The 18,772-nt window shown below is 65.8% G+C and carries 20 protein-coding genes; 11 read left to right on the plus strand and 9 right to left on the minus strand.

Going from position 1 to position 18,772, the window contains the following annotated elements; all coding sequences use genetic code 11:
• Positions 1-26: 26 nt before the first annotated feature.
• From ACIGJG_RS21885 to ACIGJG_RS21900, 4 genes are all read right to left on the minus strand, one after another.
• Positions 27-980 (minus strand): flagellin, encoded by a 954-nt coding sequence (locus tag ACIGJG_RS21885; protein ID WP_483673920.1) that lies wholly within the window; start codon positions 978-980, stop codon positions 27-29.
• Positions 961-1,602 (minus strand): C39 family peptidase, encoded by a 642-nt coding sequence (locus ACIGJG_RS21890; RefSeq protein ID WP_373460900.1) that lies wholly within the window; start codon positions 1,600-1,602, stop codon positions 961-963. Before ACIGJG_RS21890 ends, ACIGJG_RS21885 begins: the two co-directional genes overlap by 20 nt.
• A 56-nt stretch (positions 1,603-1,658) precedes the next feature.
• Positions 1,659-2,108, minus strand: a complete 450-nt coding sequence (locus tag ACIGJG_RS21895) for a hypothetical protein (RefSeq protein ID WP_011301499.1) — start codon at positions 2,106-2,108, stop codon at positions 1,659-1,661.
• 194 nt (positions 2,109-2,302) lie between these two features.
• Positions 2,303-3,790: a hypothetical protein gene (locus tag ACIGJG_RS21900; RefSeq protein ID WP_011301498.1), complete on the minus strand. Its 1,488-nt coding sequence runs from the start codon at positions 3,788-3,790 to the stop codon at positions 2,303-2,305.
• A 673-nt stretch (positions 3,791-4,463) separates the two neighbouring features.
• Between ACIGJG_RS21900 and ACIGJG_RS21905 the strand changes: the two genes are divergently transcribed.
• The 4 genes from ACIGJG_RS21905 (at position 4,464) to ACIGJG_RS21920 (ending at position 8,207) form a co-directional block, all read left to right on the plus strand.
• A complete protein-coding gene (locus ACIGJG_RS21905) occupies positions 4,464-5,246 on the plus strand; it encodes a GntR family transcriptional regulator (RefSeq protein ID WP_011301497.1) in 783 nt (260 codons plus the stop codon).
• Positions 5,247-5,365: 119 nt separating this feature from the next.
• Entirely contained in the window at positions 5,366-6,379 is a 1,014-nt protein-coding gene (locus ACIGJG_RS21910; RefSeq protein WP_011301496.1) for a tripartite tricarboxylate transporter substrate binding protein, read from the plus strand.
• Positions 6,376-7,680 carry a 3-isopropylmalate dehydratase large subunit gene (locus tag ACIGJG_RS21915; RefSeq protein WP_011301495.1) on the plus strand — a complete coding sequence of 435 codons (1,305 nt, stop codon included), beginning with the start codon at positions 6,376-6,378 and terminating at the stop codon, positions 7,678-7,680. The genes ACIGJG_RS21910 and ACIGJG_RS21915 overlap by 4 nt, the downstream gene beginning before the upstream one ends.
• A 20-nt stretch (positions 7,681-7,700) precedes the next feature.
• Positions 7,701-8,207, plus strand: coding sequence for a LeuD/DmdB family oxidoreductase small subunit (locus tag ACIGJG_RS21920; protein ID WP_140950096.1), 507 nt, complete (start codon positions 7,701-7,703; stop codon positions 8,205-8,207).
• Positions 8,208-8,222: 15 nt separating this feature from the next.
• Here ACIGJG_RS21920 and ACIGJG_RS21925 read toward each other — a convergent pair whose 3' ends face one another.
• Positions 8,223-8,912, minus strand: coding sequence for a phosphoribosyltransferase (locus ACIGJG_RS21925; RefSeq protein ID WP_140950097.1), 690 nt, complete (start codon positions 8,910-8,912; stop codon positions 8,223-8,225).
• 252 nt (positions 8,913-9,164) lie between these two features.
• On the opposite strand from ACIGJG_RS21925, the gene ACIGJG_RS21930 reads away from it, so the two are divergent.
• Positions 9,165-9,329: a hypothetical protein gene (locus ACIGJG_RS21930; RefSeq protein WP_166487113.1), complete on the plus strand. Its 165-nt coding sequence runs from the start codon at positions 9,165-9,167 to the stop codon at positions 9,327-9,329.
• On the opposite strand, the gene ACIGJG_RS21935 is transcribed toward ACIGJG_RS21930, so the two are convergent.
• Positions 9,322-10,224, minus strand: a complete 903-nt coding sequence (locus ACIGJG_RS21935; protein ID WP_140950098.1) for a LysR family transcriptional regulator — start codon at positions 10,222-10,224, stop codon at positions 9,322-9,324. The genes ACIGJG_RS21930 and ACIGJG_RS21935 overlap by 8 nt on opposite strands.
• A 160-nt stretch (positions 10,225-10,384) precedes the next feature.
• On the opposite strand from ACIGJG_RS21935, the gene ACIGJG_RS21940 reads away from it, so the two are divergent.
• Positions 10,385-10,843 carry a nucleoside deaminase gene (locus ACIGJG_RS21940; RefSeq protein WP_011301491.1) on the plus strand — a complete coding sequence of 153 codons (459 nt, stop codon included), beginning with the start codon at positions 10,385-10,387 and terminating at the stop codon, positions 10,841-10,843.
• Between the two features lie 4 nt (positions 10,844-10,847).
• Positions 10,848-12,074, plus strand: a complete 1,227-nt coding sequence (locus ACIGJG_RS21945) for a cyanate transporter (protein WP_483673922.1) — start codon at positions 10,848-10,850, stop codon at positions 12,072-12,074.
• 43 nt (positions 12,075-12,117) lie between these two features.
• Here the strand turns inward: ACIGJG_RS21945 and ACIGJG_RS21950 are convergent, their stop codons facing one another.
• Complete coding sequence (locus tag ACIGJG_RS21950; protein ID WP_166487112.1) at positions 12,118-12,261, minus strand: hypothetical protein; 144 nt, start codon at positions 12,259-12,261, stop codon at positions 12,118-12,120.
• 486 nt (positions 12,262-12,747) lie between these two features.
• Here ACIGJG_RS21950 and ACIGJG_RS21955 point away from each other — a divergent pair, with 486 nt between their 5' ends.
• The 4 genes from ACIGJG_RS21955 to ACIGJG_RS21970 all read left to right on the plus strand — a co-directional run bounded on the left by ACIGJG_RS21955 (position 12,748) and on the right by ACIGJG_RS21970 (position 15,857).
• On the plus strand, positions 12,748-12,873 hold the full coding sequence (locus tag ACIGJG_RS21955; RefSeq protein WP_041680323.1) for a hypothetical protein: 126 nt from the start codon (positions 12,748-12,750) through the stop codon (positions 12,871-12,873).
• A 38-nt stretch (positions 12,874-12,911) separates the two neighbouring features.
• On the plus strand, positions 12,912-13,229 hold the full coding sequence (locus tag ACIGJG_RS21960) for a YXWGXW repeat-containing protein (protein ID WP_011301489.1): 318 nt from the start codon (positions 12,912-12,914) through the stop codon (positions 13,227-13,229).
• A 672-nt stretch (positions 13,230-13,901) separates the two neighbouring features.
• Positions 13,902-14,849 carry a response regulator transcription factor gene (locus ACIGJG_RS21965; RefSeq protein WP_483673923.1) on the plus strand — a complete coding sequence of 316 codons (948 nt, stop codon included), beginning with the start codon at positions 13,902-13,904 and terminating at the stop codon, positions 14,847-14,849.
• A 102-nt stretch (positions 14,850-14,951) separates the two neighbouring features.
• A complete protein-coding gene (locus ACIGJG_RS21970; protein WP_483674030.1) occupies positions 14,952-15,857 on the plus strand; it encodes a glycosyltransferase family 2 protein in 906 nt (301 codons plus the stop codon).
• Between the two features lie 5 nt (positions 15,858-15,862).
• On the opposite strand, the gene ACIGJG_RS21975 is transcribed toward ACIGJG_RS21970, so the two are convergent.
• On the minus strand, positions 15,863-16,954 hold the full coding sequence (locus ACIGJG_RS21975; RefSeq protein ID WP_011301486.1) for a GNAT family N-acetyltransferase: 1,092 nt from the start codon (positions 16,952-16,954) through the stop codon (positions 15,863-15,865).
• A 287-nt stretch (positions 16,955-17,241) separates the two neighbouring features.
• A complete protein-coding gene (locus ACIGJG_RS21980; protein ID WP_140950099.1) occupies positions 17,242-18,438 on the minus strand; it encodes a DegT/DnrJ/EryC1/StrS family aminotransferase in 1,197 nt (398 codons plus the stop codon).
• Positions 18,439-18,772: the final 334 nt, after the last annotated feature.

The raw sequence follows: 18,772 nt of genomic DNA on the forward strand, positions 1-18,772 counted from the left end.
TGTACTGCGCTATGCCTTCGCTACGACTACCTCATGCTGGCGGCCCGCATCAACGCGCTGTTCAGCGCTGTGTTGGCCAACTGTGACCGGAATGCCTGGAGTGTATTCACGCTGGCGTCGATTGTCATCAGGCTCCGGATGCTCTGGTTGTTCAAAGAGTTCTGGATCACGGTTGCCGGCGAGCCTGCCAGCGCCCCTATGTTCGCCACGTTGCCCGCGCCATTCTGGATAATGGTCAGGGCCCCATTGGTAATGACCTGACCGGTCCCGGTGGCAATGGTCGTTATCGGCGCGCCCGTCGTTGCGGAGCTTGCGCCCGCACTGCCTGCCGCCGTGCTCGAGGCTCCTGCCGCGCTCGCCGTCGTCGCGGCGCCAGTGCCACCGCTGCTGCCGGCATTGCTGGCACTACCGCCCTGCGATCCGGCCGTGGAACCCGCCGTGGCGGGATTGCCGGCTAACGCACTGTTGACAGTTGCCTGGGTCGCGCTCACGATCGACGGCCCAAGCGTGGAGGCCAGCCGGGCGGCCTGGTCAGTCGTAATCCTTCCCACATCGGGAATATTAAGGGTGGTCGCCACAACCAGCGCACCGTTGATATACACGGCGCGTTCGATTCCGAACGAAACTTGCAGGCCGCCGGCATCGAAACCGCCCCGCATTTCTTCCAGGCGCTCATGGGCGACGGGCTTCCAACCCGCCATGTCGCCACGAGCAGCCGAAGGCGCCGAACCCGCCAAAGCAGGGCTTTCCACCGGCGTATCTTCGGTAGCCAGCACAGCCTGCGCCGGCAATACGCCTGCATCAAATACATCCGGCAAGGATTGTTCAACCGCATGCACGGTACCCGTACATGCCATGCCGGCCCCGACCAGCAACATGGCAGTGGCCTGCCCTGCCATGCCGGATCGCCGCACGGTCAGGTCAGTGAATGAATCAGGTTGTTGGAGCATGATGTGTTCCTCAGAAATCGCCAGCGCCATGCTTTGGCATGACGGTGAAGAACAAGCTGTCCCGGCTAACTCCCATCCAGTAAGGACCCATCGGCGCGACACGCCAGTCAGCCGCAAGGTTGAACCGCGCCCGCTCGGTGCGGTTATGGATGACGAAAAGCAACTGGCTCTCCCAGATGCTTTCAAAATGCTCTCGGGAAATGGATCGCGTGCCGCGCGCAGGATCTCCGATCAGCACGCGGTCCCCCTTGACCCCTTTGACAACCACGAAATGGTGGTAGCCCCCTTCTGAGATCAGCACGATCGCGGGAATCTGTGTTTCTTCGAGCTTGGACAGCGGCAACTCATAGCCATCCGCCAGGAAGCCCCGCGACTCCAGAAAGCGCTTCATGTCCAGCAAGGAAAAGCCCTCTTGCCGAATCTTGTTCTGATCGCCGTTGACGAACATGTTGGCAAATGCCAACTCTTCGCTCACGGGATCGCCGTATTGGTAGGTCAGCAGGGTCGCCACAGCGGCTGACCCGCAACTGAAATCGTATTGCTGCCGGACCGTCGTCTTGAACCTTGCCTCGCGCAGGCTGGTTACCGGCACGTTGTAGGCTTCGCCAACCGGCCCGTATAGCGTCATCCGGTCTGCCATCGCGGGCGACATCCCGCCCAAGGCCAGCAGAAACGGTATGGTCCCCAGCACCCGTCGGAAGATCGTCATCACTTGAACTGGACGTTGATGATGGTCGCGTTCTGGATCAGCACGCTATTGCCGCTGTTCTGGATAGCGGTCGGCAAGCCTGCCGCATTGGCAAATGCGCCGTCGGAGATGAGATTGGTGCCGGTGATCGGGTTGACCACGGCGTTGTCGGCAACCGTGCCGTGCAGCCGCATGTCGTTCACAACCACTTCGGTGCCGCCGCGCACGCCATCAAGTTTGTCGCTCGCGACTGCCGCTACCGCCGAGCCGAACGGATTGCGTTGGCCGCTTGCACTCAAGTCCGTCTTTGCGACGGCCTCGGAGCCCATACCACTTCCAATTGCGCCTGCCCCGCTGGCCTGCGTGGCCGCGGAGGCAGCGTCCGCCACAGGATCCGCCTGGGCTTGAGCGAAGGGCCAAGCCAGAAGTGCAGTCGTCAGAACGGTGACTGCGGAGCGAATCGGTCGCATGGTGCGTCTCCTTGTTGCTCGCTGTGGTCCGGCCCCATCCGGCCGGTAGCGGCGATACTCCCAGGCTGACAAGCCAGTGGACTGGCATCATTCCGGAACCTTCCCCGGCGATACCAGCTCCTGGCCGCGTGAAGCTTTCCATCGGTGTGCCCGGCCTGCCAAGATCACAGCCGGCCGGGCGTTCCACTCAGACTTCAGTGGCCGACATTCAGGTTAGCCTGCACGTTGACGCTGTGCTGCACCAGGGACGCCGCACCGTTGTTCTGCGTGGCGATCATGATGCCGGCCGCAGTCTGACCAACGCTGGTCATGACGTTGGACATGGCGAACGAACCTGCGCTGACGGCGTTATAGCCGCCAGAGCCGCCGGCGCCGCCGACTGCACCGTTGCCGACGCCGCCAGTACCACCGGCACCTGCGCCGCCAGCACCGCCTGCGCCGCCTGCAGCGCCCACCGCACCGTTACCGGCCGTGGAGCTACCGTTGCTGGCAGAACTCGTCGCGCTGCCGTTCGTCGCAGAACCGCCTGCGCCACCGGTACCGCCAACGCTGGCCTGCGTGCCGCCTGCGCCGCCCGTGCCCGTGGTCGCGCCCGTCGTCGCCGTCGCGGTCGCCGTGCCACCAGCACCGCCAGCGCCGCCCGTGCCGCTGCCGGCACCGCCGGTCGCTGCACCAGCCGTCGAGGTTCCGGCGCCGCCGGCACCACCACCAGCCGTGGCTGCACCGCCCGTGCCCGAGCCAGCACCAGCCGTACCGCTGGCCGTCGCCGCACCGCCCGCGCCGCCTGCGCCAGCGCTATCGTTACCAGCGCCATTCGCCGAGGTGGCTCCGCCAGCCGAACCTGCCAGGCCGCCGAATCCAGCGCTCGCGCCAAGGGCGCTGCCGCCGCGGCTGAAGGCCCCACCACCACCGCCACCAGCACCAAGCGAAGCGCTCAGAGCACCGCCGCCACGGCCAGACGCGTCACCACCGCTACCACCGCGGGTGCCCGCTGCGCTGAGCGCGCCGCCGCCCGTAGCCCGGCCGTTGCCGCCGTCGCCTGCCCAACCCACTGCACGGCCGCCATTGCCGCCATCACCAGCCTGCGCGCCGTAGTTGGTCGCGCTGCCGTTGGTGGCGCTGCCGTTGGTCGCCGTACCGCCTGCGCCGCCTGCACCGCCCGCGCCGCCTGCGCCGCCGACCGCGCCGCTGCCATTACCACCCGTACCGCCATAGCCATTGCCACCAGTGCCGCCCGACGCCTGGGCGTTACCGCTGTTGGAGGCGTAGTTGCCAACAGGCGCAATGCTGTTGCTGGTCACATAGCCGTTCAGCTTGCTGACCGCCACCGCCTTGCTGTGATTGAACGAGTTGGTCAGGTTGGCGACCGCGGTGCCGCCATTGGCTGCTGCAGCGTTGCCATATCCGCCCAATTCTTGATCAGCGCGGGTGATGGTCCGGGTCGACGTCCTTGTGGAGGTGCTCGTCCGGGTCGATGTCCTGGTGTCAGTGGCAGTGTTGCCGCTGACATTGAGCGAGCGTGAATTCTCATTCGCCTGGGCCCCCCCGCCGCCCTGCGTCGAGGTGGCGGTGGCAGTCTGCGTGTTGGTCGTGCCACTATCGTCGTTGTTGTTTGTCGGATTTGCCCATGCCGGCCCTGCGAACGCGAGGGCGACGGCAGACGCAAGAAGTGTCTTTTTCATACGATGCTCCCAGGAGAATTTCACACAGCGGCTCAGCCTCCGCCCAACGCTCTGCGAAACGATGGCTGGAGGTTCAGGTCCGGCACCGTGCCAAACCAGACCCCCTCTGCGCATAATCGGTGCCAGCTTCGTCACCCCAAACCGCGACCCCTTGCGGCATAAGGGCTTGGCAGACATTTCCCGGGAACTTTCGAATGCCGGGGGCAATCTCACCCCACCCTCGTCGCAGTGCATCACAAGCGACATGTCACACCGCTGTGACAGGGACTTCGGCCTTCCTGCTGAGGGCCGTTACGCAGTAGTCAGGAACCCTTTAATTTTCAGTGGTTTAGCGCGTGGCTCGGGGAACCCTCGATGCGACTGGGTGCGTATCGACACTGAAACAGGGTGCCCGCCGACGCACAGGCCGCTGGAATCCTTTCGGACCCGCCGGGCGGCAGAATCGCCTCGCGGTCGCATGCCGCGAACCCCGCCTGGCAGCGGCGCCGGCCAGACATGGGGCCTCCCATGGCTGTCCGGGGAGCCACCACTCCGGGCTAGATGCATCGCTGCAACAGATCGATGCCCGGCAGCATGCCGAAAGCGGCTCATCGCACGGTCCCGCTAGGACTTATGTCTGATCTACAGTACATTAGAGGCATTACAGACTTGTCATGTCTCCCCAAGCGAAACCATGAGCGAAGCCGTCGTTCCCCTGTATCACCAGATTTACGTGGTACTGCGCCAGCAGATCGTCGAGGGCCGCTTTGGCCAGGGACCCCTGCCGGGCGAAATTGATCTCGCCAAACAGTTCCACGCATCCCGCGTGACCATGCGGCGCGTGTTCGACCGGCTGGTCCAGGAAGGGCTCGTGCGCCGTCACCGCGGGCTGGGGACCTTCGTCAACCCGCACCCGGTCAAGGCCGCGGCTTCAGCCGAAGAGCGCAGCGCCAGCCTGCTCGACAACATCATCGACATGGGCCAGAAGACGGCCGTGAAGGTGATCTCCATCGATGAGGTCCACGCCACGCCGGAAGTGGCTGAGGCGCTCGATCTCTCGCCCGGCGATCCCGTGGTGAAGATCGTGCGTGTGCGCCACTACCGGAACCGGCCGCTGTCCCATATCACGGTCTATCTTCCCGCCGAACTAGGCCGGCCGATCACGCGCAAGTCGCTCGAGGAACAGCCGGTGCTGCGCCTGCTGGAAAGCGGCGGTGTGCGACTCGGCCGCGCCAGCCAGACGCTGTCCGCGCGCCTGGCCGACGTGGTGGTCGCTCCGCTGCTCGACGTGCCGGTCGGGGGCGCCCTGCTCGCGGTGCGCCGCGTGGTCAAGGACAGCGACGGGCGCCCGGTCCAGTTCCTGCTTGGCCAGTACCGGCCGGACCGCTACGAGTACCGCATGGAGCTCTCTCCCGCCGGCGTCGACAGTGCCAACGTCTGGGTGGAGAACGAAACCCGCCCCGGCCTGCGCGATTGAACTGACCCGGCCGGCGCAGGGCGCCCAACAGCCCTGCGTGCCCAACGGGATCGCTCCATGCCGCGCGATCCCCGGCGATACTTCGCATTCGTGATCACTTCCCGCCAGGAGTTGCTGTCATGCCGTTGTTTCGTCCACGCTCGCCGCTCCGGCCACGCGCGCTGAGCGCCGGGCTGCGCAATGCTGCCCGCGCCTGCGTGCTGGCTTGGTGTGCGGTGCCGCTCGCCGTGCACGCTCAGATCGCGGGCGGCAAGGCTGTCCGCATTCTCGTGGGCGCCCCGGCCGGTGGCACCACCGACACGCTGGCCCGCACCATCGCGCAGGAAATGTCCCAGCAACTGGGGCAGCCCGTGGTGGTGGAGAACCGGCCCGGCGCAGGCGGCAACATCGCCGCCGATCTGGTCGCCAAGAGCGCGCCCGACGGGGCCACGCTGCTGATGAGCTTCACCAGCCATACCATCAACGCCACGCTCTACAAGAAGCTGCCGTTCGATCCGGTGCACGACTTCACGCCGGTCACGCTGGTGGCAACCGTGCCCAGCGTGCTGGTGGCAAACCCGCGGTTACCCGCCAACAACGTGCCGGAACTGCTCCGCCTGGCCCGCGCGCAACCCGGCAAGCTGAACTTCGCCATCGGCTCGGTCGGTTCGTCGGTGCACCTGGCCGGCGACATGTTCAAGATGATGACTCACACCTACATCGTGAACATTCCGTACAAGGGCACTGCGCCGGCCATCACCGACCTGCTCGCCGGGCAATGCGACCTGATGTTCGCGAGCACGCTCAATGTCCTGCCGCATGTGCGGGCCGGCAAGCTCAAGGTACTGGGCGTGACCAGCCCCGCGCCGCTGCCGCAGTTTCCGGGCGCGGCGCCGATCGGCGCCACCGTCAAAGGCTTCGAGTCGAGCGCGTGGTTTGGCCTGTTCGGGCCGGCCGGGCTTCCGGCCGAAGTGACGCAGGCCCTCTACCAGGCCGCCCGCAAGGGGCTGGAAGCACCGGCCGTGCGCAAACGCCTGGAAGCCGATGGCGCACAGCCGCTCGGCACCTCGCCGGAATCGTTCGCCGCGTTCGTGCGGCAGGACGTCAAGCGCTGGGCCGAGGTCGTGAAATATTCAGGCGCCACGCCAGAATGAACGTCGCCGCAGCATCCGGGCACATCCCTCCCGCCACGCTGGCCCAGAAGCTGGTGGCGCGAGCCGCCGGGCTCGCGCACGCCGAGCCCGGTTCACTCGCGATGTGCCGCGTCGACCTGGCGATGTCGCACGACTCCAGCGGACCGCGCCGCGTCGCGCCGTTGCTGGAGGCGCTCGGCACGACCGTGTGGGATCCGTCGCGCTACGTGGTCGTGACCGACCATTTCGTGCCGGCCTCCGATCCCGCTGCTGAAGCCATCCTGCACTTCACGCGCGACTGGACGCGCAGCAGCGGCGCGCATCTGATCGACGGAGAAGGCATCTGCCACGTGGTACTACCCGAGCACGGCCACGTGCTGCCCGGCCGCCTGATCGTGGGCGGCGACAGCCACAGCCCGACCGGTGGCGCGTTCGGCGCGTATATGTTCGGCGTGGGCGCCACGGAGATGGCCGGCGTGCTCGCCACGGGCGAAATCTGGCTGCGCGTGCCGCAGACCATCCGGCTGCAGTGGGACGGCGCGCTGGCGCCCGGTGTCTGCGCCAAGGACATGATGCTGTTCCTGTGCGCGAAGCTGGGACTGGGCGGCGGCCGCTACGAGGCGATCGAGTATGCCGGCAGCGCCGTGGCCGCGCTGCCCATGCAGGAACGCATGACGCTGGCCAATATGAGCGCGGAGCTCGGCGCGCAGACCGGGCTGGTCGCGCCCGATGTCGTCACCCTGGACTGGCTTGCCGCTGCTGGCGTACCGGCGCAAACGCTGGCGGAAATTGACCTCGCACACTGGCGCAGCGATACCGATGCGCCACTGCTGGCGAATCATGTCTTCGATGCCGCCGCACTGACACCGCAGGTGGCCGCTCCCCATTCGCCCGCCAACAGCGCGCCGGTGGATCAGGCCGCCGGCGAATCCGTGCAGATCGCCTACCTTGGCGCCTGCACCGGCGCCAAGCTCGAGGACCTGCGCATGGCCGCCAGCGTGCTGCGCGGACGCCGCGTGGCGCCAGGCGTCAGCCTGCAGGTAGCACCCGCTTCCGCGCGCGACCAGCAGCAGGCGCAGCGCGAAGGCACGCTGGCCGTACTGGCCGACGCGGGCGCCGACCTGCTGCCCAATGCCTGCGGAGCCTGCGCCGGCTATGGCGCGGCACGCTTTCCCGCCGGCAGCCGGGCGATTGCCTCGACCGCGCGCAACTTCTCCGGGCGCATGGGCGATGCCGGCAGCGCGGTGTGGCTCGCGTCCCCGCTGACTGTAGCGGCCAGCGCCGTGACCGGACGCATCACCGACCCACGTACCCTGCTCTGAAGCCGTATTTCCATTTCCGCATGACCGAGCCTTCCGTTCCCGCGTCTGCCGGCCGCATCTGGCGCTTTGGCGACAACATCGACACCGACGCCATGGCACCCGCGGTATGGATGAAGGCCGCCCCAGAAGTCCTTGCCGCGCATTGCCTCAAAAGCCTGCGCCCCGAGTTCCCGGACCAGATGCAGCCAGGTGACGTGGTGGTAGCAGGCGCCAACTTCGGCATCGGCTCTTCGCGCGAGCAGGCGCCGCAGGCGCTGCGCCAGCTGAGGGTGCGCGCCGTGGTGGCGCCCTCGTTCGGCGGGCTGTTCTACCGCAACGCCATCAACCTCGGCCTGCCGGTGCTGGTATGCCCCGACACCAGCCGCCTGGCGGATGGCATGCTTGCGACGCTGGATCTGGACCGTGCCGTGCTGCAGCTCAGCGACGGAACAACCGTGGCGTGCGAACCCGTACCGGCATTCCTGCGCGAGATCCTGCAGGCAGGCGGCTTGATTCCCCACCTGAAGGCGAAGCTGGCAAGCCGTTGACGGGTTAGCCGGCGCTTACACCGCCCACATTGCCGCCTCGCGCAGCAATGCCAGCGCCTCGTCGTCGCTGGTCTGGGTGAAATCCAGATAGAAGGCGCCCACGGCGCCGAAGTTCGCCGGCGTGTTCAGGCAGATGACCCGGTCCGCGGCGGGCTCCAGGCTGGCCAGCCCGTCGGCCGAGCCCACGGGCACGGCGGCGATCACCTCGGCCGCACCGGCCATGCGTACGCCTTCGAGCGCGGCGCGCATCGTGGCACCCGTTGCCACGCCATCATCGACGACGATCACCGTACGGCCGGCCAGGCGCGGCAGCGGTGCGCCGCCACGGTACCGCTGCTGGCGCCGCACGATCTCGTCGAGCTGGCGTCCGCGCTCGGCGTCGAAGCTTCCGCTTTCCACGGCGCGGTGCACCCATGGATCGTCGTTGATCACGGTATGCGGATCGCGGCCCGCGTCGCCCTCCACCACCGCGCCGAGCGCCAGTTCCGGGTAGCCGGGCGCGCCGATCTTGCGCACGAGCAGCACGTCGAGCCGCGCACCAATCGCGCGTGCGACTTCATACGCCACCGGCACGCCGCCGCGCGGCAGTGCCAGCACCAGCGCCGGAGTGCCCTCGCGTGGCTGGCCGACACCGAGTTCGGCCAGGTGGCGCCCCAGGTACTGCCCGGCCTCACGTCGGTCGGCAAAGCACGGCGGCATGGACATGGCGCGCTCCTGCAGGATGGTCGGCGTGTCGGCACATGGAGTGGGTTCGGAGACCCCTCAGCCACTATAGTCTGTCGCCGGCGCTCCGCGCTGCTGGCTTCGGCCGGTCACGCATTGGTCGCAATGTGGCAACAGTGTGTTGCAGTGCGGGAGGCTGATCGCGGGTGCAAGGCCCGTTAGCATGTCTCTCAGGCGGCAACACCGCCCGTGTGATGAACCGGCCTCAGCGGCCGCACCAACCGTGAACCTGACATGACTTCGCAACGCCCCGCCAGCAACGAACAAGACGTCTCCCGCCAAGATCACGAACTGGACATTCCGTTCGGGTCGCTGGACGCCGCCGCCATGGTTGAACTGCCGTATACCTTCCGCCAGGCCGGCACCTGCACGCAGTACTTCCGCGAATTCTTCAGCTGAGCGATTCCCCGCTTGATCCATGGGTGCCGTTTGCGCCCATGGCCTGGTCACACAGCGCGATCAGGCGCCCCATCATGTCGCGCGCGGCGGCAGACGGCTCGGGCTGGGCATGTAGTGTCAGTTCGATGGCTGGCACTGCGCCGAGCCATGGTTCGTCATCGAGCAGCCGGTGTGCCGCCGAAGCCAGCCGGCGCGGCAGCAGGCTGATGCCAAGGCCGTCGGCCACCGCTGAGCTGATGCTGGCGAGGCTCGCACTGACGAAGCCGATGCGCCAGCGGCGTCCGCTCGCATCGAGCGCATGCGTCATCTCGCCGCGGTAGAGGCCACCGCTCGGGAATGCCACCAATGGCACCGGATCGCGCGCCAAGGCTGGACGCGTGCGGCTGTCTATCCACGCCAGCGGCTCGGGCCAGCACGCCACGCCGGCGGCATGGCCCACGCGCTGCTTGACCAGCGCCAGGTCCAGTTCGCTATCCTGGAAACGTTGCCAAAGGTCATGGCTCAACCCGCTGGTCACTTCCAACCGGATACCGGGCCAAGTATCGGCAAACCCGGCCAGCACCGCCGTCAGTGGCTGCGCCGCAAAATCCTCGGGCACCCCCACCCGGATCTCGCCCTGGCCTGAAGTCTGGCGCACCTGTTCCACCGCCTCGGCCATCAGCTGCTGCAAGCGCCGCGCGTAGCCGAGCAGCCGCTCGCCCTCGGGCGTGGTGGTGACGTAGCGGCCGCCCCGGTCGAGCAGTTCGCAGCCAAGCTGTTCTTCCAGCCGCCGCACTTGCTGGCTCACCGTCGATTGGGTCAGGTGCACGCGCTGCGCCGCGCGCGTAAAGCTGCCGCTTTCCGCAACGGCGACAAAGCTCTGGAGCAACGCAGGATCGAGGCGGGCGTCATGCACGGCGGTCAGGTATTTGGTTTTCCACTACTGACGATTTCATCATTTAATTTCCCAATTGCAAAGGCCGGGCGTAGATTGGCGACTGTCCCTGTCACGCCTATTGCCGCATGGTACGTGCGCTGCACGCCATACGGTGAGCCGGCGCTTGCTTAGCTACGCTATGGCAACCCACGAACATCTGATGCGCGAGGCGGTCGAACTCGCCGTGACCAATCTGCGCCGCGGCGGCCGGCCTTTCGGCGCGGTACTGGCCATCGACGGCGAAGCCGTGGCCACCGGCGTGAATGACATCGTCCACAGCCACGACCCCACCACGCATGCCGAGATGGAGGCCGTGCGTGCGGCCGCCCGCAAGCTGGGCCGGCCCGACCTCAGCGGCAGCGTGGTCTACGCCAGCGGCCATCCGTGCCCGATGTGCCTGGCGGCGATGACCATGGCCGGCGTGCAGGCGGTGTACTACGCCTTCGACAACAACGACGCCGCACCCTATGGGCTGTCGAGCGAAGCCGCCTACCAGGCGCTGCGCCTGCCGCTGATACCGCCGCCGCTGCCACTGCAGCGCGTGCCGGTCGATATCTCCGCCGCGCAGCTCTACGGCACGCGCCAGCCCCGTGGCTGAGCGCATGGCAGTCGGCGCGCATGACGCGGATCGGGCGCCGGCACGCTGGCTGGTCCTGGCCGCGGTCGTGGCGATTGGCCTGAACCTGCGTCCGTTCCTGACGGCGGTTGGTCCGCTTGCCGCCACCATCCGCGCGGGCACAGGACTGGACTACGAAGGCATGGCGTGGCTCACGCTGCTGCCGATGCTGCTGATGGGCCTCGGTGCTTTTGCCGCGCCGGCCATCCGCCAGCGGCTTGGCGCGCGCCGGGCGGTACTGGGCGCGCTGGCCATGCTTGGCGCAGGATCGGCCTTGCGCGCGCTGGCGACGGACGGCGCCTTGCTGGTGGCGACCGCGGCCGTGTGCGGCCTTGGCGTTGCCGTGGTGCAGGCAGCCTGCCCGGGCCTCATCAAGCAGGAATTCCCGCGGCGCGTCGCACCGGTCATGGGCCTGTATTCGGCCGCGCTAATGGGCGGCGGCGCGCTTGGCGCGCAGATCGCACCGGTCATCGCCAACCTGTCCGGCTCATGGCAGCAGGGCCTGGCCTGGTGGGCGCTGCCGGTCATGGCAGCGCTGGGCCTCGCATGGCGGGCGTTGCCGGCGCCGGCCGGCCCGGCACCGGCCACACGTGCCACGCACCGGCCCGCAAGGCAGCTTCTGCGCCGGCGCCGGACGTGGATGCTGATGGTGTGTTTCGGCGTGATGAACGGCGGCTATGCCTCGCTCGTTGCGTGGCTGGCGCCGTTCTACCAACAGCACGGCTGGAGCGTCGCACGCAGCGGCAGCCTGGTAGCCGTGATGGCGATCGCCCAGGCGGCGGCCGCCCTGCTGTTGCCCACCCTGGCAGCGGCCCGCCAGGATCGCCGCGCATGGATGGCGGCCGCGCTCGCCATGCAGGCCGCGGGCTTTGCCGGCCTGGCCCTGTGGCCGGAATGGTCGCCGTATGCCTGGGCTGCGATCGGCGGTGCCGGGCTCGGCGGCTGCTTTGCGCTGTACCTGGTGGTGGCGCTGGACCATCTGCCCGATCCGGAAAGCGCCGGCGCACTGGGCGCATTGATGCAGGGTGGTGGCTTCCTGCTGGCGTCACTGGCGCCGTGGATCACGGCCGCGCTGCATTCGCGCACCGGCGATTTCATGGCGGGCTGGTGGTTCCACCTTGGCTGCGTCGCGTTCGTGGCCGCGCTCACGCTGCGCCTGAACCCGGCGCGCTATGCCGTGTCGATGACGGGCGCCCCGTCGATGGCCCGATAGGTCCTGCACGGCAGGAACTGCATCGCACTGGCCGGGCTCCACGTCAGCGCGGCGTAGCGCGCTCGATGATTGCGCTGACGTCGGCGGAATCGGGGTCGGCGGCCACCGGCAGCGCAAACAGCGCGCCCGCCGCGGGCGTCAGGCCCTGCACGATACGAAGGGCGATCAGGATAAGCATGACCGGCATGGCGCCTCCCTGCATGGTTGCCCGGGAATGCCGCAAGCAGCGCAAGCTTCGTGCCACAGCCCCGACGCCTTGCGGGCCATATGCGGCATCGAGGCGGCACCAGTCCGGCACCGGCGCCGGGAAAGTGTTGCCCCATCCCGAGGCAGGAATGCCCCAAGCGTACCCAATTCTGCGTACTGCGGTACAGCCCCACGCGTCATGTCGTGGGGCGGCCGGGCGAGTGCGCCACCCCAAATCCTTTGCGAGATCTATTTCCGATGTAACGCCACATTACCTTTCGCGGACGAAAACGGGCCGCTTCTGCCGCCCCGGCGCGCAGCCCGCGAACCCTTGTGCGGCAAGGGCTTGATGGCAACGGAGTGAAGCCGCGCAGGACTCGGAGCCTCGCATGCGTCATGTGAGACAGCCTTACAAGTGCAACCACTCAGCGCGGGGCCGCGTCGCTACATTGAAGCCGTGTTCAACGCGAACCGTCCGGAGCCTCACATGAAACGCGCCCTCTGCCTGGCCGTGCTGCTGTCCACCACCGCAGCGCTGCTTTCCGCCTGCATCGTGGTACCGCCTCGCGGCGGGCCGCCGCCCCGCTACCACTACTACCACGACCGCTACTGATACCGCCGGGCCGTCCACCAGACACCAGGAGAACCAATATGAAACGCCAGATCCTTCTCGCCGCAGCCGTTCTCGCCGCCGGAGGTACCTTCGGCCTGCTCAGCCCCGCACAGGCCCACGATGGCCCGCCCGCCTACAGCTATGGCCACCCGCCGCCCGCGCCGCGCTACGAGCCGCGCCCGCCGGCACGTCCGGGCCAGGCGTGGGTGCCGGGCCACTGGGTCGCAAGTGGCAGCCGCTACGACTGGCGCGGCGGCTATTGGCAGGCACAGCGCGCAGGATACCGCTACGTCCCCGACCGGTGGGTGCAGAGCCCTCGCGGCTGGGTCATGCGCCCAGGACACTGGGTGCGCTGACCGAACGCCAGGTTGGTGGCAAGACCCCGGAGCAGCAGTGCCGCACGCTGCTCCGGCCTCATCCCGAGAGGGGAATCCCCCCTCCTCCAGAAGCACTAGATCGCGTGTCCGCGCAAGCGCTTCAAGCGCCGCTGATATCGAGAAACATTGTCATCGGATGACGTTTCATAATTGCGCCATTGAATGAATCGGGATTTTCTTTTACCCCCCGAAGGGGTTATAAAATCCGTACGCAACGACACTAAATAACGGAATCGGTTTCAACCCTGCAACCATCCGGCAAAGCCGTGTCTCAGTTGTGATACGGTTGCGAACCCTTCGGGAAATGACGTCTTCAAGACAATACCCCTCGGTATGGCGGGATTTTCGGAGGGTATTATGAAGGCTGATTCATTCCCCCCTTGTCCGATGCCGTATTAGCCCCGCTTGCAATCCATACCACCACCCCATAAGATGGTTTTAAGCCGATTTAGGAGCGAGAAACTTTCGGGTTCGGGTTCGGGTCATCTTCCAGCCGCCGACAAGTTCCGAGCAGAAGAACGGAACAGGCCGGACATGGAAGCACGGGGGTCAGGGCAGTCAGCGGGCCGCAGCAGCGCGTCCGCTTGCCATGCAATGTCTCCCCATACGCAAAGCGCCCGCATTCCCTCCCGAGTAACGGGGAGTGAAACAATGAACGCCTTGCTGATCGAGGAGCATCCTCTGCTCCGGCTCGGGCTGCTGCAGATGCTCGAGAACATCCAGGATTCGGGTCACGTCGCGGCGCTTGCGCCTGACGAACTCGGGAGAATCGACAACGTGCCGCACAATGCCGACCTGCTGGTGTTCGGCATGCCGGCGGACACACGCATCGGCTGGGGGCAACTGCAGGTCGCACGCGAACTGCTGTCGCCGCAGCGCATCCTGATCCTGGCCGACCAATTGCCACTGCACATGCCAGATGCGGACAGTGCGCGCAGCGTCTGCGGCTGCCTGCCAAAATCGGCTTCGCTGGCAGTGATCGAGGCCGCCATCCGGCTCGCAGTATCAGCAGTGCAAGGCCTGCTGTTCAGCGCGGAGATCGGCACCATGCCGTCGGCATCGCGCCCGGCGCTGCCCGTCACCCAATCGCTCGCATCCGCCGCGCCGCTGCCGCCAACGGCCCAGGCCGACCCGCTGTCCTCGCTGGCAACGTGCGCCAGCGCCCCGCGCGGCGCACTGCGCAGCAGCGTTGCCGTGCGCGACCTGACTGGCCTCAGGCCCGGACAGCCACTGTCCGGCAGCTCGCGCCCGAGCGAGCCGCCCGCCGACGCCGAGCCAAGCTATGACGAAGCCGAGATGCTCAAGATCACGCCGCGCCAGTACGAGGTACTGGTGCTGCTGGCACGCGGCTATCCGATCAAAACCGTCAGCCGCATGCTGAACATCTCCGTGGCCACGGTGAAGAGCCATGCCTGCACGCTCTACCAGCGGCTCAAGGTCCGCAACAAGGGCGAGGCCGTCTACGCCGCCCTGCAGCGCGGCGCCACGCTGGAATGGGTCAGCGGCGACGAGCGCGTGACGCGGGACAGCAGCATGCGCCCGGTAGTTGCGCGCCACAGCGAAACGGCCGTCTACGAGGCCGCCAGCCCGACGATCTGAACGTCAGCACCAGCGCCGCGCCCGCGTGACAAGACGGGCCGGCGCTGCCCCGGGCATCCCGGGACCGAGGGGTCAGCCATGCCAGCCAGCACTTTCCTGCCCATGTTTTCCGTGTGCGTCTGCACGCGCGACAATCCGGACGGCCTGCGGCAAACGCTGCAGTCGATCTTCGAATCCACCATGCCGCCGCACGAGATCCTCGTGTCGGACGACAGCAGCAACTACGACACGCGGCAGATGATGCGCGAGTCGTACGCCACCATTCCGTACCTGGAAGGCCCCAGGCGCTCGCAGGCTGCGAATCGCAACCGGCTCGTGCGCGCGGCGACCGGCTCCCACGTGCTGTTCCTCGACGACAGGACGCTGCTTGGCCCGACGTTCCTGCAGCAGATGGCGGAGCGGATTGCGGATGACTACATCCATTGGGCACAGGCTGAGGATGGAGGGACGCCGCTGATTCTGACGGGGCTGGTGTTGCGGGACGGGCTCTGTTGCAGGCCGTGCAAGGTGTCGTTCCTGGGCTATCCGTTGCCCGAACATAGAAATGGCGAACGGATTTGCTCGGTCGTGCTGCATGGCGCAGTGTTTCCACGCGATCTGTTCGCGACCGAATGGTTCAATGAGCAACTCGCGCCCGACTATGATGTCAACGAACTGGTGGATCGCGCGGTTCATATGTGGAGGCATCGGATTGAACTAGTGCCAAGTGCGGTGAACCGAAATCTGGCCATTGCAGCCTCGCCCGAAGAACCCGTGCTCAACGATGCCTCGCGGTTTTACGCCATGTTTCGTGGCTACAAGAGCCTTCAGCATCGCCCCTTCACGGCATTGGCGTTCGCCTTGCTCGCATGGACCGAGATACTATGGAGGTGTGTAAGGACTGACGGCGTGCAAGGGGCAGCCACCGCTTGGCGGACGATTGGCCAGCTTCGGAGACTGCTGCGCGAATGTAGCAACGAGTATCCGGGACTCAGCGACCGGGCAAGGTTTCCGGGCACTGCGGCCTGACGGCCCTATCGCGAGCAAGCCTCGCTCGCGGCGAGGGTTTCTTCGACGCCGTCATCCAGGGCGTCTGCGATGTCGCGTCTATACGCGGGGAAATACCCCTTCAAATCAGACAGCACGGACTCATCGCCATCGCATAGCCGCACATATCGCTCCGGATGGACAACCACTCGCTGAGTCTTGAAAACATGGGTGTCGGGAGAGAATCCCCGCTTGAAATTGAACAGAGAGTCCGCGGACGACCCGCCGACCCCGCCACCCAGGTGTAGGCGCTTGAGGCCTCGATCCCGCCCCCAATTGCGTGCCGCTTGCGCAATAACTTTGCTGGGGTACCGGTGCTGGTATCGCTGGTCTGTCCCAACGAGATGGTATTGGATGATTCCGGCTTCCCACGCCACCGAAAACAGCGTGGCTCCGATGATTTCCCCAGCCTCTTTCGCCACGAAGAGTCTCAGGTTTGCGCCTGCCTCTGCAACCAGCGCGTGGTAGTAGCGTTCGTCAAAGAAGTAGCTTGGCTCAGCGCCCAAGCGGCGCATCGTTTCATTGTAGAGGCGGATAAACGTCGGCAGTGCAACAAAATCTCTATCGATATGGACCGTCACGCCAGCCTTGACAGCCTTGACGATGTTTCGGCGATGATTGATGCGCGTCTCACGCCAGTGTTCTTCCTCGGTCTTGGTCAAGTCTATGGACACAGTCATGCCTTGCTCAACGATCTCCCCGACAGAACTCTGCCAGTCGGCATTCAGCAATGGATGCAATCGAATGAACCACGAGATGCAACCCGTCTTACGCAAGCGGCCGACGATTGCGCGCAAGGCTTCGTCGATGAAATCGCTGGAGGTAGCTTCGCTGAAGATCGGACCGCCATATCCGTACGGCGACACCGCGTCCCACCCTTCGGCGTCTACCTGCCTGCGAATGATCGGCACAAGCAGTTCGCTCTGGCCGTCGGTAGCGTAGACAGCGCGGGCCTTGCCCCCGTCGCTGAACTCGGAGGCTCGCATCCAACCGGGCAAATGGTAGCAATCGTGCGCGCACCGCTTGAGCAGAGCCGCCCATTCTGAAGCCGAGGTGTCCAGGAAACCGACTCGTACCATCTTCTCCCCCCGATAAGCGGCATGATGCGCTCACACGGTGAGCGGGTGCGAACGCTTCCACGCATCGGCGCACCGGCTGTAGCAGCCAGTGCCCACTGGGGGACGTCGCACTGAAGGATCGACTCCAGTCTCACGATAGCAGACCGACCTCGCCCTTCCCATCATGGCTTCACCTGATTCTTATTGCAGACATTAATCTACGGACCGCCGCAGGACGCGGAATGGCAGTCCGCTATCGCGGTCGCGACCCAACGATGCATGCAACGCAGATCGCGGCGCCCATCACATCACCCGTCCACCGGCGCACCGCAGGCCACTGCCTGCGATGCTACCCGCGAGGCGACTTCTGCGGTCTTGCGCATCTGCGCTTCCGTCAGCGTGGGATGCACCAGGAACATGAGGCTGGTTTCGCCAAGCGCCCGGGCAGCAGGCAGCCTGTGCCGAGGTCTCAATCCGGTACTCTCGAACGCCTTCTCGAGATAGACCTCCGAGCAACTCCCGGCATAGCACGGAACGCCCTGTGCATGGATTTCCGCAATCATCCGATCCCTTGTCCACCCATCGCGTAATGCTTCGGGACGCACGAAGGCGTAGAACTTGTACCAGGCGTGCTGCATATGGGAGGGATGCTCGGGCAGCCTCAATGCCGAACATGACTTCAAAGCCTCCGTCAGCATCGCTGCGTTATCCGTGCGTCGCGCATGCCATTGCGGCATCCGGCCAAGCTGAATACGGCCGATCGCCGCCTGAATTTCCATCATGCGCCAGTTCGTGCCGAACGAGTCGTGGACCCAGCGGAACCCGGGCGGGTGATCGCGCTCGTAGACGGCCTCCCAGCTCTTGCCATGATCCTTGAATGACCACATGCGCGACCACAATTCCCTGTCGTTCGTCGTCACCATGCCACCTTCACCGCCCGTGGTCATGATCTTGTCTTGACAGAAGGACCATGCGCCGATGTCACCGATCGTGCCCACCGATTGCCCCTTGTATCGGGCGCCGTGGGCCTGAGCGCAATCCTCGACCACCTTCAGCCCATGCGCTCGGGCCAGCGCCATGATTTCATCCATCTCGCAGGGCGATCCCGCCAGATGCACACACAGGATGGCTTTGGTACGTGTGGTAATTGCCGGCGCGATCGTTGCTGCGCAAATGTTCCCGCTGTCTTCATCCACATCGGCAAACACCGGAGTCGCGCCAGCATTGACCACGCACGATATGCTGGCGATGAAAGTCCGTGGCGTCACGATGACTTCATCGCCCAAGCCGATGTCAAGGGCCTTGAGCGCAAGGTCCAGCGCCAACGTGCCATTGGCCAGGGCAATTGCATACCTTGCGCCCGACCAGGCCGCAAACTCGGATTCAAACTGACGACACTCTGTCCCGGTCCAGTAATTCACGCGATTGGACAAGAGCACCTGGCCAACCGCTTCAGCTTCTTCGGCAGTGAAACTCGGCCAGGGTGAAAATTGCGTGTCCAGCATAGGATCCTCTCCATCGTTCCTATCAACGCAGCGTCTACCTGCTCCGCAGTGAGGCTTCTTCGTCTGTGACAAGGCTTCCGGCAGCCACAGCACTTCAGTTTCTTATCTAATCAGAGTTGGACGGCTCCATGAAGCTAGCCAAGTGAATTAGAACGCCCGGCTGATGCCAGCGATGCTGGGAAAGTAACGATTCCGATTCTGCGCCTCATCGGTGGCACGCTGCGTTCGGCAGCGAACACAGAGCCGCTTCTGGTGACAGGCAACGCATGAATAATGTCCCTAACGAAGGCAGATCCAGGCGGACTGCTTCCGCAACGTTCCTGTACTCGCCTTG

The organism is Cupriavidus sp. C1SS-2L (assembly GCF_057073735.1).